Source organism: Leptothrix mechoopdaensis (SeqCode), assembly GCF_053893855.1.
This window is the reverse complement of sequence record NZ_CM132699.1, coordinates 1,443,320-1,458,118: the sequence shown is the minus strand read 5'-3', so window position 1 is coordinate 1,458,118 and position 14,799 is coordinate 1,443,320. Positions and strand designations below refer to the sequence as shown.

General features: G+C 69.3%; 14 protein-coding genes. 3 read left to right on the top strand and 11 right to left on the bottom strand.

What is annotated here, in order from left to right; all coding sequences use genetic code 11:
* Nucleotides 1-9: 9 nt before the first annotated feature.
* Entirely contained in the window at nt 10-546 is a 537-nt protein-coding gene (locus tag ACWA7K_RS06570; RefSeq protein WP_456166835.1) for a toxin-activating lysine-acyltransferase, read from the top strand.
* Nucleotides 547-599: 53 nt separating this feature from the next.
* On the opposite strand, the gene ACWA7K_RS06565 is transcribed toward ACWA7K_RS06570, so the two are convergent.
* The 9 genes from ACWA7K_RS06565 to ACWA7K_RS06525 form a co-directional block, all read right to left on the bottom strand.
* Nucleotides 600-2,150 (bottom strand): UxaA family hydrolase, encoded by a 1,551-nt coding sequence (locus tag ACWA7K_RS06565; protein ID WP_456166832.1) that lies wholly within the window; start codon nt 2,148-2,150, stop codon nt 600-602.
* Nucleotides 2,151-2,165: 15 nt separating this feature from the next.
* Entirely contained in the window at nt 2,166-3,032 is an 867-nt protein-coding gene (locus ACWA7K_RS06560; protein ID WP_456166830.1) for a fumarylacetoacetate hydrolase family protein, read from the bottom strand.
* Between the two features lie 82 nt (nt 3,033-3,114).
* Complete coding sequence (locus tag ACWA7K_RS06555; protein ID WP_456166828.1) at nt 3,115-3,885, bottom strand: SDR family oxidoreductase; 771 nt, start codon at nt 3,883-3,885, stop codon at nt 3,115-3,117.
* Nucleotides 3,882-4,232 carry an L-rhamnose mutarotase gene (locus ACWA7K_RS06550; RefSeq protein ID WP_456166826.1) on the bottom strand — a complete coding sequence of 117 codons (351 nt, stop codon included), beginning with the start codon at nt 4,230-4,232 and terminating at the stop codon, nt 3,882-3,884. Before ACWA7K_RS06550 ends, ACWA7K_RS06555 begins: the two co-directional genes overlap by 4 nt.
* 13 nt (nt 4,233-4,245) lie before the next feature.
* On the bottom strand, nt 4,246-5,040 hold the full coding sequence (locus tag ACWA7K_RS06545; RefSeq protein ID WP_456166824.1) for an SDR family oxidoreductase: 795 nt from the start codon (nt 5,038-5,040) through the stop codon (nt 4,246-4,248).
* A 166-nt stretch (nt 5,041-5,206) separates the two neighbouring features.
* Nucleotides 5,207-6,145 (bottom strand): substrate-binding domain-containing protein, encoded by a 939-nt coding sequence (locus ACWA7K_RS06540; protein WP_456166822.1) that lies wholly within the window; start codon nt 6,143-6,145, stop codon nt 5,207-5,209.
* A gap of 124 nt (nt 6,146-6,269) precedes the next feature.
* Complete coding sequence (locus tag ACWA7K_RS06535; RefSeq protein ID WP_456166820.1) at nt 6,270-7,298, bottom strand: ABC transporter permease; 1,029 nt, start codon at nt 7,296-7,298, stop codon at nt 6,270-6,272.
* Between the two features lie 18 nt (nt 7,299-7,316).
* Complete coding sequence (locus tag ACWA7K_RS06530) at nt 7,317-8,891, bottom strand: sugar ABC transporter ATP-binding protein (protein WP_456166818.1); 1,575 nt, start codon at nt 8,889-8,891, stop codon at nt 7,317-7,319.
* Between the two features lie 35 nt (nt 8,892-8,926).
* Complete coding sequence (locus ACWA7K_RS06525; RefSeq protein ID WP_456166816.1) at nt 8,927-9,841, bottom strand: amidohydrolase family protein; 915 nt, start codon at nt 9,839-9,841, stop codon at nt 8,927-8,929.
* A gap of 86 nt (nt 9,842-9,927) precedes the next feature.
* On the opposite strand from ACWA7K_RS06525, the gene ACWA7K_RS06520 reads away from it, so the two are divergent.
* Nucleotides 9,928-10,734 carry an IclR family transcriptional regulator gene (locus ACWA7K_RS06520; RefSeq protein WP_456166814.1) on the top strand — a complete coding sequence of 269 codons (807 nt, stop codon included), beginning with the start codon at nt 9,928-9,930 and terminating at the stop codon, nt 10,732-10,734.
* A 21-nt stretch (nt 10,735-10,755) separates the two neighbouring features.
* Here ACWA7K_RS06520 and ACWA7K_RS06515 read toward each other — a convergent pair whose 3' ends face one another.
* Nucleotides 10,756-12,213, bottom strand: coding sequence for a TrkH family potassium uptake protein (locus ACWA7K_RS06515; protein WP_456166812.1), 1,458 nt, complete (start codon nt 12,211-12,213; stop codon nt 10,756-10,758).
* 25 nt (nt 12,214-12,238) lie between these two features.
* Complete coding sequence (gene trkA, locus ACWA7K_RS06510) at nt 12,239-13,681, bottom strand: Trk system potassium transporter TrkA (protein WP_456166810.1); 1,443 nt, start codon at nt 13,679-13,681, stop codon at nt 12,239-12,241.
* A gap of 95 nt (nt 13,682-13,776) precedes the next feature.
* On the opposite strand from trkA, the gene corA reads away from it, so the two are divergent.
* The gene (corA, locus tag ACWA7K_RS06505) at nt 13,777-14,745 is read left to right on the top strand and encodes a magnesium/cobalt transporter CorA (RefSeq protein WP_456166808.1); all 969 of its coding nucleotides are present in this window, start codon (nt 13,777-13,779) and stop codon (nt 14,743-14,745) included.
* The last annotated feature ends 54 nt before the right edge of the window (nt 14,746-14,799 follow it).

Here is a 14,799-nt window from a genome sequence, read left to right as displayed (position 1 = left end):
GGACATCCCATGCAACAGAACCTGCAAGACACGAACCCACCGGCCGCGCCCTTCACGGCGCTGGGCCAGATCGCCTGGCTGTGGATGCACTCGCCGCTGCACGAACGCTGGACGGTCGACCTGCAACGCCACTTCATCCTGCCGCCGGTGATGCTCGGCCAGTACGAGCTGCTGGAGCGCGACGGCGTCCCGGTGGCCTACGCCAGCTGGGCGTGGGTCAGCCACGAGGTCGAGGTGGCCTACATCGGCGACCCGGGCCGGCTGCCCCCGGGGGCCTGGCGCAGCGGCGAGCGGCTCTGGTTCGTCGATTGGGTGGCGCCCTTCGGCAAGCGCGACTCGCTCGCCCTGCGCACGCGGCTGGCGCTGCGTTTCCACGATCAGGTGGCACGCGCGATCCGCGTCAAGACCGACCGCAAGACCGCACGGGTGATGGAGTTCGTCGGCCCGGACCGCCGGCCCGATGGCGTCGGCTCACGCCAGCTGGACCAGTACCACCGGCAGACCATCGAGGCGCTGCGGCAGCGTCATCCATCCCGGCAGTTGTGACGCGGCGACGGGGCTGTGCCAGCTCCGGCCAGCCGCGGCCAGCCCCACCCTCCTCACATCACCGCTCCCAGCTGCCACGGCACGAACTCGTTCTGGCCGTAGCCATGCCGTTCGCTGGCGGTGCGCTCGCCCGAGGCGGTGCGCAGCATCTGGCGGAAGATCTGCTCGCCGACCTCGTCGATCGTGGCCAGGCCGTCGACGATCGGACCGCAGTCGAGGTCGATGTCTTCCTGCTGGCGTTGCCACAGCGCCGTGTTGGTCGACAGCTTCAGCGACGGTGACGGCGCGCAGCCATAGGCCGAGCCGCGGCCGGTGGTGAAGCAGATCAGGTTGGCGCCGCCCGCCACCTGGCCGGTGGCCGAGACCGGGTCGTAGCCGGGCGTGTCCATGTAGAGAAGACCGTGCGTGCCGGCCGGCACCGGCTCGGCGTACTCGAGCACGTCGACCAGCGCGGTCGTGCCGCTCTTGGCGATGGCGCCGAGCGACTTCTCCAGGATGGTGGTCAGCCCGCCGGCCTTGTTGCCGGACGACGGGTTGTTGTCCATCTGCATGTTGTTTCGGGCGGTGTAGTCCTCCCACCAGCGGATCCGGGCGATCAGCTTGTCGGCCACACCCTGCGACACCGCGCGGCGCAGCAGCAGGTGCTCGCCGCCGTAGATCTCGGGCGTCTCCGACAGGATGGCGCTGCCGCCGTGCGCGACCAGTCGGTCGACCGCCGCGCCCAGCGCCGGGTTGGCGCTGATGCCGGAATAGCCGTCCGAGCCGCCGCACTGCAGGCCGACGACGAGGTGGCGCGCCGACACGGTCTGGCGCTGCACGCGGTTGGCCTCGGCCAGCAGGCGATGGACCGCCTCGATGCCGCGTGCGACGGTCTTGGCCGTGCCGCCGCTGTCCTGGATCGTGAAGGTGACCAGCCGGGTGCCTTCCTGCAGCGCCTCCTGCGCGACCAGGCCCTGGATCTGGTTGGTCTCGCAGCCCAGGCCGACGATCAGCACGGCGGCGAAGTTGGCGTGGCGCGCATAGCCGCCCAGCGTGCGGCGCAGCACCGTGATGGGCTCGCCTTCGCTGGCGGTGGCGCAGCCTGCGCCGTGGGTCAGCGCGACGACGCCGTCGACGTTCGGATAGGGCGCGAGCGCCTCCGGATGGATGTCGCGGCGGAAGTGGTCGGCGATGGCCCGGGCGGCGGTGGCCGAGCAGTTCACCGACGTCAGGATGCCGATGTAGTTGCGCGTCGCCACACGGCCGTCGGCCCGCACGATGCCTTCGAAGGTGGCCGGTTCGGCCGGCGCCTGCGGATGGCGCGCATCGACGCCGACCTCGTGGCTGCGGGCGAAATCGGCATAACGCAGGTTGTGGCTGTGCACGTGCTGGCCAGCGGCCACGGCCGCGCTGGTGTGGCCGATGACCTGGTTGTAGCGCCGCACCGGCGTGCCTTCGGGCAGGTCGCGCAGCGCGATCTTGTGGCCCGGCGGGACGAGGCCCGCCACGGTCACGCCCAGGCTCTCCAGCCGGGTGCCGGACAGCAGCTGGCGGCGCGCGATGGCGACGTCATCGGCGGGATGGATGCGGATCGCCGGTTCGATCCGGCTCGGGTCGTGACTCATGGCAAGGGCTCCTGCTCAACCGTCGATCAGGGCCGGGTTCCAGGCGTGCACCGTCTGGTGCTGCTCGCCCAGGCCGGCGATGCCCAGGCGCATGGTGTCGCCCGGCTTCAGGAACACGGCGGTCGGCTTGATGCCCATGCCCACGCCGGGCGGCGTGCCGGTGGTGATCAGGTCGCCCGGGTAGAGCGTCATGAAGCGGCTGATGTAGCTCACGAGATGAGCCACTCCGAAAACCATCGTGCGCGTGTTGCCGGTCTGGCGGCGCACGCCGCTGACGTCCAGCCACATGTCGAGCTGCTGCGGATCGGCGATCTCGTCGGCGGTGACCAGCCACGGGCCGACCGGGCCGAAGGTGTCGCAGCCCTTGCCCTTGTCCCAGGTGCCGCTGCGTTCGAGCTGGTATTCGCGCTCGGACACGTCGTTGACGACGCAGTAGCCGGCGACGTGCGACAGCGCCTCGTCCTGGCTGACGTAGCGGGCGGTCTTGCCGATCACCACGCCAAGCTCGACCTCCCAGTCCGACTTGACCGAGCCCTGCGGCAGCACGACGGCGTCGTTGGCGCCGACCATCGTGCAGGTGTGCTTGGTGAACAGCACCGGCTCGGCCGGCACCTGCGCGCCGGACTCGGCAGCGTGGTCGGCGTAGTTCAGGCCGACGCACAGGAACTTGCCGCAGCCGGTCCACGGCAGGCCGATGCGCTGGCTGGCGTCCAGCAGCGGCAGGCGCTCGGGGTCGACCGCGCGCAGGGCGGCCTGGCCTTCGGGCGTCAGCGTGCGGGCGGTGATGTCGGGCAGCAGGCCCGACAGGTCACGCGGCCGGCCGGCGGCGTCGAGGATGGCGGGTTTCTCTTGGCCCTTGGGGCCCAGGCGCAACAGCTTCATGGCGCAGTTCTCGTGTTGATCGTGTGGATCGGATTGATCGTGTGGATCGGGTGTTTCGGGTGTTTCGGGAAGGCAGCGGGATTCAGTTCGACCAGCCGCCGTCGATGACGTGGACGGTGCCCGTGGTGAACGCGGCCTCGTCGCTGGCCAGGTAGACCGCGAGCATCGCGATCTCCTCGGCGGTGCCGAGACGGCCCATCGGCTGGCGCGAGACGAACATCGATTCGACCTCGGACTCGGTCTTGCCGCTGGCCGCCGCCTGGGCCTGGATGCGCTCGCGCAGCGACGGCGATTCGACGGTGCCCGGGCAGATCGCGTTGCAGCGCACGCCGCGTGCGACGTAGTCGGCCGCGACGGCCTTGGTCATGCCGATGACCGCTGCCTTGGTCGCGCCATAGACGAAGCGGCCGGGCGCGCCCTTGATGCTCGACGCGACCGAGGCCACGTTGATGATCGAGCCCCTGCCCTGCGCCAGCATGCCGGGCACGTGGGCCCGCATCATCCGGTACATGGCGCGCACGTTGAGGTCGAACGAGAAGTCGAAGGCCGACTCGTCGCAGTCGAGGATGCTGCCGGCGTGCACGTAGCCCGCGCCGTTGAACAGCACGTCGATGGTGCCGACCTGAGCGGCCAGCGCGGTGATGGCGTCGGCGTTGCGCACGTCCAGCACCATCGTCCGGATGGCACCGCTGGCGGCGCCGGCGTCGGCGGCCAGTTGCGCCAGCAGGCCGGCATTGATGTCGGTGGCGATGACGCTCGCGCCTTCGCGGGCGAAGGCCAGCGCGGTGGCGCGGCCGATGCCTTGCCCGGCGGCGGTGAGCAGCGCGGTCTTGCCGGCCAGTCGTCCTGTCATGTCGAAACTCCTGCAGAGGTCCAGTCGAAGATGCAATCCATGGCGGTCCATTTCTGGCCGGCCGGTGTCCAGGGGGTCGGCGCCTGGAAGCGCCACATCAGTTCTTCCCAGCGCACGACGGCCGGGTCGGTCGCGGTAGCCTCGGCCATGCGCGCCGGGTCGTAGACCGCGTCATCGGTCTGCATCAGCATGACCATGCGGGTGCCGAGCCGGTGGATGGTCATGGCCGTGACGCCGCAGCGCGCCAGATGGGCCTGCACCTCGGGCCAGACGGCCCGGTGATGGGCCTCGTATTCGTCGATCAGCGCGGGGTCGTCGCGCAGGTCCAGCGCCAGCACGTGCAGCATCGCGGTCGCCCCTTCAGGTGCGCTGGGCCGGCCCGTCCAGCGCGCGGTCCAGGTGGGTGTAGCCGCCGTCGACCAGCAGCCATTGGCCGGTGGTGTGGCTGGCCCGGTCCGACAGCATGAAGACGACGGTGTCGGCAATCTCCTGTGCCGTGGTGAAGCGCTGGCCGAGCGGGATCCGGCGCTCGATCGCCTGGCGCGTGGCCTCCGGGTCGGGCAGCTTGGCCAGCTCGCGTTCGTACATCGGCGTCATGACCTCGGCGACGATCACCGCGTTGACGCGGATCGCGTCGCCGCGCAGCGCCACGGCCCATTCGCGCGTCAGGCCCAGCATCGCGCCCTTGGCGGCGGTGTAGCCGCTGGTGTCGCCCTGGCCGGTCAGCGAGGTCTTGGAGCCGATGTTGACGATGGCACCGTGGCTCTGGCGCAGATGCGGCAGGCAGAGGTTGGCCATCACGTAGACATGGGTCAGGTTGCGGTCGATCGAGCCCAGGAAGGCCTCGCGGCCGGCTTCGAGCCCGACGTGGTCGTTGACGCCGGCGTTGTTGACCAGGCCGGCGATGCCACCGTGGCGCGCCACCGCGTCGGCCACGGCCTGTCGGCAGGCGGCCTCGTCGGTCAGCTCGACGGCATGGAAGGTGTAGGCCGGCTGCAGGGCCTGCAGCTCGGCGGCGAATTCGGGCGACAAGGGCGAGCGGCCGAAGATGACCGGAATGGCCCCTTCCTGTGCCAGCGCCCGTGAAATGGCCGCGCCGATGCCGGCGCCGCCGCCGGTCACGATGACCGGCTTGCCAGCGAGGTGGAGGTCCATGTCGGGATGAATGCAGTGCGAAGGGATGACGCTGCGGTGACCCACCACAGGAGGCCGGGCGGCGGACCCCTTCAGCCCGCCGCCCCCCACCCGGTCCCCGACAGCACCCGACCGCTGGTCAGGCGGCGGTACTGCGTGTTGTCAGGACCCGCAACCAGCCGGTTGATCAGTCGTACAGGACGGCGGCGATCTTCGGGTCGGCGATGTTGGACTTGTCGTACCAGTAGAAGCCGGTGTCGATGCGGTTCGGCACCTTCTCGCCCTTGGCGGCCTTCAGGCCGTACTCGACGACCTTGTAGCCGATGCCCACGGGGTTCTGGGTGATCGAGCCGGCGATGGTGCCGTCCATGATCATGTCCTTCTGGCCCTTGCCCGAGTCGTAGCCCACCAGGATCACGCTGGACTTGATTTCCTTCTTGGCCGTGCCGGCACCGATGGCGGCGCCTTCGTTGGTCGCGAAGATGGCCTTGACCTTCGGATGGGCCTTGACCATCGTCTTGAAGATGTCGTTGGCCTTGAGCTGGTCACCGCCGTACTGGATGTCGACGATCTTGATCTTCGGGTACTTGGCCTTGATCTGGTTGACGAAGCCGTCGCGACGGTCCTTGCCGGTGCTGGAGACCTGGTCGTGCGCGATCACGGCGACATCGCCTTCGCTGCCGATCATGGCGGCGACCTTGTCGGCGGCCAGCGCGGCCGAGGCCTTGGAGTCGGTGGCGGCGGTGGTCACCGGCACGTCACTGTCGACGCCCGAGTCGAAGGCGACCACGGGGATCTTCATCTCCTTGGCCTTCTTCATCAGCGGGATCGCGGCCTTGGAGTCGGTCGCGGCAAAGCCGATCGCAGCGGGCTTCTTGGCCAGGGCGGCCGAGAGCATGTCCATCTGCTTGTCGACCATCTGCTCGGTCTCGGGGCCTTCGTAGGTGATCTTCACCTTGAAGTCCTTGGCGGCCTGCTCGGCGCCGGCGCGCACGGCTTGCCAGAACTGGTGCTGGAAGCCCTTGGAGATCAGGGGGATGTAGACCTCCTGGGCTTGGGCGGCCGAGCCGAAGCCGGCGAGGGTCATCGCGGCGGTCAGGGCCAGAAGTTTGCGCTTGCAGATCATGGAAGTCTCCTGTAGTCGGGCTGCTTGGTGGGAAGGGGGCGAGCCACGTGTAGAACCCCGGACACTTGAACGAGGCAGGCCGCGTGCCGGCTGACGCGAGCCGCGCACCAACGGCACGGCCGGATCACTGACGCTTGTTGCGCAGGTTGTCGGTGTAGACGGCCACGATGATGATCAGGCCGGTCAGCACCATCTGCCATTCCTGGGCGACCGACATGATGCGCAGGCCGTTGATCAGGACGCTCATGATGAAGGCGCCGATCACGGTGCCGAGGATGGTGCCGGTGCCGCCGGCCAGCGAGGTGCCGCCGATGACCACCGCCGCGATCGCATCAAGCTCGTAGCCCTGGCCCAGCGCCGGTTGCGCCGAGTTCAGCCGCGAGGCGACCAGCAGGCCCGAGATGCTGCAGATGGCGCCGCTGAGCGTGTAGATGATGACCTTCCAGCGGTCGGCATTGACGCCCGACAGGCGCACCGCTTCCTCGTTGCTGCCCAGCGCGAAGGTGTAGCGGCCGAGCTTGGTCTTGTTGAGGATGATCACGCTGACGATGCACACCGACAGGAAGATCAGCGCGCCGTTGGGGATCGGCAGGAAGGGCAGCACCTTCTCGACCACCGAACCCAGCGAGATCGCGTCGAAGCCCTCGACGTCGCTGAAGTAGATCGGCCGGGCCTCGGTGATCAGCAGCGAGGCGCCCTTGAGCAGCATCATCATGCCCAGCGTGGCGATGAAGGGCGTGACCTTGAGCTTGGTGATGATCAGGCCGGAGGTGGCCCCGACCAGCGCGCCCATGACGATGGTGGCGGGCACGCCGACGATCATCGGCCAGCCCCAGTTGGTCATGAAGACGCCGGCCATGACGGCGGTGAAGGTCATCAGCACGCCGACCGACAGGTCGATGCCCGAGGTGATGATGACGAAGGTGCAGGCCACGGCCAGCACGCCGATCACGTTGGTCGCCTGCAGGATGCCGATGAAGTTGTCCGTCGTCATGAACGCTTCGGGCTTGAGCACGCAGAACACGGCGATCAGCGCGATCAGGCTGGCGAAGGCCAGCAGCTTCTGGCGCGCCGCCGGGTTGAACAGGCGCGCGCGCAGGCCCTGGGAAGCCTCGTTGGCAGGAGAAGGGTTCATCGTCTGGGGGGTGGTCATGTCGGGATTCCAGGGGCTTCAGGCGGCGGCGGGCTCGTCCACGTCGACCGAGGACGGTCGCAGCGTCGCGAGATGCATGATCGATTCCTGCGTGGCCTCGGCCGCGCTGAGTTCGCCGGTGATGCGGCCCTCGCACATCACCAGCACACGGTGGCTCATGCGCAGGACCTCGGGCAGTTCGCTGCTGATCATCACGATCGCCTTGCCCTGGGCGGCCAGCGCATCCAGCAGCTTGTAGATCTCGCTCTTGGCGCCGACGTCGATGCCGCGTGTCGGCTCGTCGAAGAACAGGATGTCGCAGTCGCGCAGCAGCCACTTGGCGATGACGATCTTCTGCTGGTTGCCGCCCGACAGCAGGCGCACCTGCTGCTCGACCGACGGCGTCTTGATCGCCAGGCGCTGCACGTAGTCGCGGGCGGTCGCGTGGATGCCGTTCTGGTCGAGCCAGAAGCCGCCCCGGCTGAAGCGGTCCAGCGTGGCCAGCACGACGTTGGTCTCGACGTTCAGGCCGGTGGCCAGGCCGAAGCGCTTGCGGTCCTCGGACAGGTAGCCGATGCCGTGCCCGACGGCGTCCTGCGGCGAGCGGATGTCCACCTGGCGGCCGCGCACATGGACCTCGCCGGCATCGATCGGGTCGGCGCCGAAGACGGCCCGCGCCAGCTCGGTGCGGCCCGCGCCCATCAGGCCGGCCAGGCCTAGGATCTCGCCGCGCCGCAGCGTGAAGCTGGCGTTCTTGACGGCATGGCCGCGGGTGATGCCGCGCACGTCGAGCAGCACCTCGTTGGCCGAGGTGTCGGGGATCTCGCGCCGGGTGGCATCGAGCGTGCGGCCCACCATCATCGAGATGATGGTCTCCATCGGCGTGCCGGCGGTCGGCACGGTGCCGATGTACTGGCCATCGCGCATGACGGTGACGCGGTCGGAGATCTGCTTGAGCTCGTCCATCTTGTGCGAGATGTAGACGATGCCCACGCCCTGCGCCTTCAGGCCGCGGATGATGCGGAACAGCTCGGCGATCTCGGCGTCGTTCAGCGCGGCGGTCGGCTCGTCCATGATCAGCACGCGCGAGTCGAAGCTCAGCGCCTTGGCGATTTCCACCATCTGCTGCTTGGCCACCGTCAGCTCGCCGACGATGGTGCGCGGGTCGAGGTGCAGGTGCATGCGCGCGAAGATCGCGGCGGCCTGCGCGTTGATCGCGTCCTCGTCGAGCACCAGGCCGAAATGCTTCATCGGCTCGCGGCCGACGAAGATGTTGTGGGCCGCGCTCAGGTGGTTCATCAGGTTGAGTTCCTGATGGACGATGCCGATGCCCAGCGCCTGGGCGGCGCGCGGGTCGGCGATCTCGACCGGCCGGCCGTCGATCTTCACCTCGCCGGAATCCTTCTGGTAGACGCCGGCCAGCACCTTCATCAGCGTGGACTTGCCCGCGCCGTTCTCGCCCATCAGCGCGTGGACCTCGCCGCCGAGCAGTTCGAACTGGCCGCGGTCCAGCGCCTTGACGCCGGAAAACGCCTTGCACAGGTCGGTGATCTGGACGAGGGGCTGACCGCGGGTAGCGGTCGCGACGGGCGTGGGGGATGCAGCGGTGCTCATGTCCGGGAAATGATCACTTACCTTGATTTAGTCGGCTACAGGGTCAGCCCGTAGAAGGCCACCGCGTTGTCGTGCCGGATGGCGCGCTGCGCATCGGCCGGCAGGTCGGCCATCAGCGCGTCGCTCAGGGCGATCCAGGCGGCGTAGTCGGCGGCCAGGTTCAGCACCGGCCAGTCGCTGCCCCAGATCAGGCGCTGCGGCCCGAAGGTCGACACCAGCTGGTCCCAGACCGGCTGCAGCGCGGCCCTGCCGGCGGCGCTGCCGGCCCGCGCCTCGCCCGCACACTCGGTCAGCAGGCCGGAGACCTTGCAGTGCAGGCCCGGGCGCTGCGCCAGCTCGGTCATGCCGACCCGCCACGGCACGGCCCAGTCGGCCCGCCAGGCACCAGCGGCATCGAGCGTGCCGAGTTGCGGCTTGGCGGCGTGGTCGACCACCACCGGCAGGTCCGGATGGCGGTCCAGGAAACGCAGCAGGTGCGCCAGGTGCCAGGGCTTGACCAGCGCGTCGAAGCGCAGGCCCAGGTCGGCGATGCAGGCCATCACGTCCGGGTGCGGACGGTGTTCGATCCAGTCGTGTTCCGGCAGGTCCTGCAGCATCGGCCGCACGCCCTTGAACTTCGGGTGCGCGGCCCAGCGCCGCAGCACGTCGACCGACTCGGGCTGGCTGACGTCGACCCAGCCGACGACGCCGGCGATCCAGTCGTTCAGCGTCGCGAGCTGCAGCATGAACTCGGTCTCGGCGGTGCTGTCGGCCGCCTGCACCAGCACGGTCCGCGTCACGCCGTGGGCCTGCAGCAGCGGCAGCAGGTCGTCGGGCTCAAAGTCGCGGTGGATGGGCGCCAGCGCCGGCTCGTCCGCCCGCAGCCAGCGGTAGTCGCCCCGCGCCACCCGCCAGAGGTGCTGGTGGGCGTCGATGCGGTCAGGCGGGGTACGGGGGGCTGCTGCGGTCATGTCGGGGTAAGTCAGGAGTCGGAAGTCGTGGCGTCTTCAATTCATCTGCGAACAGAATATCCATCGATGAACAAGAAAACCATCCGATGAAGCCCGAAACGACCCCAGGACTTACCCGCAGTCAGGCGCCGGGCGAGGCGGAAGCTGACCGCTACCGCGCGCCGGCCCTCGACAAGGGCCTGGACATCCTCGAACTGCTCAGCGAGCAGCCCGCCGGCCTGACGCGCGGCGAGATCGTCAAGGCGATGGGCCGCAGTCCGAGCGAGATCTACCGGATGCTCGAACGCCTCGTGGCGCGCGACTACGTCAGCCGTTCGGTCGAGGGCGACCGCTATGCGCTGAGCCTGAAGATGTTCGTGCTGGCCCATCGCCACCCGCCGCTCAACCGCCTGGCCGCCCGTTCGATGCCGGTGATGGAAGCCTTCTCGAACGCCGTCGAGCAGAGCTGCCACCTCGGCATCTACGACCGCGGCAACCTGACGGTTGTGGCACAGGTCAGCAGCCCGCACAAGCTGGGTTTCTCGCTCCGCCTGGGGGCCCGCGTCAGCCTGCTCGACACCGGCTCGGGCCATGTCCTGCTGGCCTACCAGAACCCCGCGCGGCGCGCCGAGATGCTGGCCGCGCACGAGGCCCTCGAAGGCGAGGTGCCGATGTCGGAGACCGACCTGGCGAGCGCGCTGGAACGGGTCCGCTCCGACGGCGGCTGGCAGGGCGAAAGCCTGCAGACCTTCGGCGTGACCGACCTGTCGATGCCGGTGCTGGGCCCGGGCGACGAGGCCCTCGCGGTGCTGACCTGCCCCTTCATCCGCCGCATCGACCGCCATCCGGGGCCGGACATCGTGCAGACGCGCCGCCAGCTGGCCGAGGCGGCCCGGGCGCTGTCGATGCGCTGAGCGGCCAGTCAGGTCCGCCGTTCAGTCGCGCCAGAACTGCGGCGTGAACAGCACCAGCACGCTGAGCAGCTCCAGCCGGCCGAGCAGCATCCCGAAGGTGCAGATCCAGGTCTGCAGGTCGCTCAGGCCGCCGAAGTTGACGGCCGGGCCGACCTCGCCAAGCCCCGGGCCGATGTTGTTGACGCAGGCGATGACCGCGGTGAAGGCGGTGACCACGTCCAGCCCGGTGAACAGCAGCACGAAGGTCAGCACCATCAGCGAGGCGCCGTAGATCATCATGTAGGCGATCACGCTCTGCATCACCCGGGGCGACACGACCCGGCCGCCGAACCGGACCGGGTTGACCGCGTCGGGGTGGACGATGCGCACCAGCTCGCGCTGGCTCTGCTTGATCAGCAGCACCATGCGGACCATCTTGATGCCCCCGCCGGTCGAGCCCGCGCAGGTCGCGAAGCAGCCCAGCAGGATCATCAGCAGCGGCGCGAAGATCGGCCAGGTGGCGTAGTCGTAGGCCGCATAGCCGGTCGTGGTGGCCAGCGAGACGACGTGGAAGGCGGTGTGGCGCAGGGCCTCGGTGACGTCCGGATAGACCCGGCTGGCGGCCAGGAACAGCGTGATCAGCACGATCGCGGCGGCGACCACGGCGACGTAGGCCTGCAGCTCCACGTTGCCCAGCAGGACGCGCCAGGAGCGCTGTCGAAAGGCCACGAAGTAGAGCGCGAAGTTCACGCCGGCCAGCAGCATGAAGACGATCGCGACGGCCTCGATGAGCGGCGAGTTCCAGTAGCCGAAGCTCAGGTCGTGCGACGAGAAGCCGCCCAGGCCCATCGTCGAGCACATGTGCATGAAGGCATCCGACCAGCTCATGCCGGCCCAGCGGTAGGCCAGGAAGCAGGCCACGGAGAACAGCGCGTAGACGGCCCACAGGCCACGCGCGGTCTCGGCGATGCGGGGCGTCAGCTTGGTGTCCTTGAGCGGTCCGGCGGCCTCGGCCCGGAACAGCTGCGCACCGCCCACGCCCAGCAGCGGCAGCACCGCCACGGCCAGCACGATGATGCCCAGGCCGCCGATCAGCATCATGAAACATCGCCAGACGTTGAGGCTCAGCGGCAGCGCATCCAGCCCCGTCAGCACCGTGGCGCCGGTGGCCGTCAGGCCCGAGACGGCCTCGAAGTAGGCATCGGTCGCGCTCAGCCCCGGAATGCCCAGCCACAGCGGCACCGCCGCGAAGGCCGGCAGCAGCGACCAGGTCAGCCCCACCAGCACGAAGCCGTCGCGCGGCTGCAGCTCGCGGCGGTGCGCGCGGCTGCTGACGCGCAGCACCAGACCGGCCAGCGCGGTGATGGCCAGGCCGCGCCAGAAGGCCGGCTCGCCGGCATCGCCCTGGACCCGCGCGAACACGAGCGGCACGATCATCATCAGCGCCAGCATCATGAGCAGCAGGCCCACCACCGGCATCACCGCACGGATGCTGCGCATGTTCGAGAGTCCTTCAGGCCAGGGGTCAGAACAGGAAGGTTGCGCCGACCTGGAACAGCTTCTCGACCTCGCGCACCATGTGCTTGCGGGGCAGGAAGAGGATCAGGTGGTCGTCCTGCTCGATCACGGTGTCGTGGTGCGGGAAGATGACCTGACGATCGGCCGACGCCTCGTCTCCGTCGGGCACCTCGGACCGGTCACTGCCACCCCGCACGATGGCGCCGATCTCCGCACCGGGCGGCAACCGGAGTTCATCGATGCGGCGCCCGACCACCCGAGAGGTGCGCCGGTCGCCCCGGGCCACCGCCTCGATCGCCTCGGCCGCGCCGCGTCGCAGGCTGTGCACCGCCTCGACGTCGCCACGCCGCACATGGGCCAGCAGCTCGCCGATCACGACCTGCGACGGCGACAGCGCGATGTCGATCTGGGTGCCCTGCACCAGGTCGGCATAGGCCCGCCGGTTGATCAGTGCCAGCACCCGCCGCGCGCCCATGCGCTTGGCCAGCAGGCAGGCCATGATGTTGTCCTCGTCGTCACCGGTCAGGGCGACGAACAGGTCGGTCTGGTCGACCTGTTCGCGTTCGAGCAGGTCGGCATCGGTGCTGTCGCCATGCAGCACCAGCACGTCGTCATCGAGCTCGCCGCAGAGGTACTCGCAGCGCGTGGCCGAGACCTCGATCAGCTTGAGCCGGCAGGCGCCCTGGACCTCGCGCGCCAGCCGCAGCCCGACCCGGCCGCCGCCGGCAATCATCAGCCGCCGCACCGGCTCCTCGCGCCGACGCAAGGCGCCCAGCACGGCGGGGATGTCGCGCGTGGCGGCCAGCACGAAGACCTCGTCGCCCGGCTCGATGAGAGTGTCGCCCTCGCACGTGATGCGCTGGTCGGTCTGGTCCTCGCGGCGGCGGTAGATCGACACGAGGCGCATCGGCACCGCCGGCAGCAGCCGGGGCAGTTCGGCGATGGTGTGGCGCACCATCGGCCCGTCGCTGAGCGCGCGCACCGCCACCAGGCTCACGGCACCACCGGCGAAGGCCAGCACCTGCAGCGCCTCGGGGTGCTCGATCAGCTGGCGGATCGTGGCGGTGACGCTCTGCTCCGGGCAGATCACCTCGTTGACGGCGAAGCCCGCATCGCCCAGCAGCGGCCCGCCTTCGACGAACTCGGGCGACCGCAGCCGCGCGATCCGGGTGGGGATGCTGAAGCGGTCGTGCGCCACCTTGCAGGCCACCAGGTTGGTCTCGTCGTGGGGCGCGCAGGCGATCAGCATGTCGGCGTCGCGCGCGCCGGCGGCCTCCAGCACCGACGGCTGGATGCCGTTGCCGGTGACACCGCGCAGGTCGAGCCGATCCTGCAGCTCGCGCAACCGGGCCGGATCGGTGTCGATGACGGTGATGTCGTTGTGCTCGGAGACCAGGCTCTCGGCGACGCTCTCGCCGACCCGCCCGGCGCCGAGGATGATGATGTTCATGGCTTCATCATAGGCAGGCCCGTCGGGCCGTCGCGGACCCGCATGGGAAGATCCGATGCCCGCCGCCATCCCGGTTCCAGCCCAAGTCCACGCCCATGCTGATCAACTGCGTCGCCTACCGCGATGGCCACAAGCTGGCCGACATCCCGCTCGACCGCATCGGCGGCTACCTGGGCCAGCACGGCACCTTCGTCTGGGTGGCCCTGCGCGACGCCGACGACGAGGAGCTGCTGAACCTGCAACGCATCTTCAAGCTGCACGACCTGGCCGTCGAGGACGCCCGCCACGGTCACCAGCGGCCCAAGATCGAGGAGTACGACGACACGCTGTTCGCGGTCATGCACCTGGTCGAGATGTCGCCGACCGACGAGCTGCACCTGGGCGAGGTCGCCGTCTTCGTCGGGCAGGACTTCGTGGTCTCGGTGCGCAACCGCAGCACCCAGGGCTTCCTCGGCGTGCGGGCCCGCTGCGAGCGCGAGCCGCAGCACCTGCGGCAGGGTTCCGGCTTCGTGCTGTACGCGCTGATGGACGCGGTGGTCGACCGCTACTTCCCGATCGTCGATGCGCTGGAAAGCGAGCTCGAGCACATCGAGGACCAGATCTTCGAGCGCGGCGCCGCGCGCGAGAACATCCAGATGCTGTACGCGCTGAAGCGCCGCCTGACGGTGGTGCGCCATGCGGTCGCGCCGCTGATGGACGCCACCGCCAAGCTGCACGGCGGGCGCGTGCCGGGAGTCTGCGCCGCCAGCGAGAACTACTTCCGCGACGTCTACGACCACCTCACGCGCATCAACTCGACGCTGGATGCGCTGCGCGAGACGATCGGCACGGCCATCCAGGTCAACCTGTCGATGGTGACCATCGAGGACACCGACGTCAGCAAGCGCCTGGCCGCCTGGGCCGGCATCTTCGCGGTCGCCACCGCCTTCGCCGGCCTCTGGGGCATGAACTTCGAGAACATGCCCGAGCTGAAATGGAAGTACGGCTACCCCGCCGCGATCGGCCTGATCGTGGTCGTCTGCAGCGTGCTCTACCGCCGTTTCAAGCGCGCCGGCTGGCTCTGAGATCCCGCCTCGCCTCCCCATTCGCAATGACGAGGCTTGAAGCCGCGTTTGACA

Coding starts and splice junctions, on each gene's coding strand:
- ACWA7K_RS06570 (WP_456166835.1), top strand. CDS start 10: ATGCAACAGAACCTGCAAGACACGAACCCACCGGCCGCGCCCTTCACG.
- ACWA7K_RS06565 (WP_456166832.1), bottom strand. CDS start 2,150: ATGAGTCACGACCCGAGCCGGATCGAACCGGCGATCCGCATCCATCCC.
- ACWA7K_RS06560 (WP_456166830.1), bottom strand. CDS start 3,032: ATGAAGCTGTTGCGCCTGGGCCCCAAGGGCCAAGAGAAACCCGCCATC.
- ACWA7K_RS06555 (WP_456166828.1), bottom strand. CDS start 3,885: ATGACAGGACGACTGGCCGGCAAGACCGCGCTGCTCACCGCCGCCGGG.
- ACWA7K_RS06550 (WP_456166826.1), bottom strand. CDS start 4,232: ATGCTGCACGTGCTGGCGCTGGACCTGCGCGACGACCCCGCGCTGATC.
- ACWA7K_RS06545 (WP_456166824.1), bottom strand. CDS start 5,040: ATGGACCTCCACCTCGCTGGCAAGCCGGTCATCGTGACCGGCGGCGGC.
- ACWA7K_RS06540 (WP_456166822.1), bottom strand. CDS start 6,145: ATGATCTGCAAGCGCAAACTTCTGGCCCTGACCGCCGCGATGACCCTC.
- ACWA7K_RS06535 (WP_456166820.1), bottom strand. CDS start 7,298: ATGACCACCCCCCAGACGATGAACCCTTCTCCTGCCAACGAGGCTTCC.
- ACWA7K_RS06530 (WP_456166818.1), bottom strand. CDS start 8,891: ATGAGCACCGCTGCATCCCCCACGCCCGTCGCGACCGCTACCCGCGGT.
- ACWA7K_RS06525 (WP_456166816.1), bottom strand. CDS start 9,841: ATGACCGCAGCAGCCCCCCGTACCCCGCCTGACCGCATCGACGCCCAC.
- ACWA7K_RS06520 (WP_456166814.1), top strand. CDS start 9,928: ATGAAGCCCGAAACGACCCCAGGACTTACCCGCAGTCAGGCGCCGGGC.
- ACWA7K_RS06515 (WP_456166812.1), bottom strand. CDS start 12,213: ATGCGCAGCATCCGTGCGGTGATGCCGGTGGTGGGCCTGCTGCTCATG.
- trkA (WP_456166810.1), bottom strand. CDS start 13,681: ATGAACATCATCATCCTCGGCGCCGGGCGGGTCGGCGAGAGCGTCGCC.
- corA (WP_456166808.1), top strand. CDS start 13,777: ATGCTGATCAACTGCGTCGCCTACCGCGATGGCCACAAGCTGGCCGAC.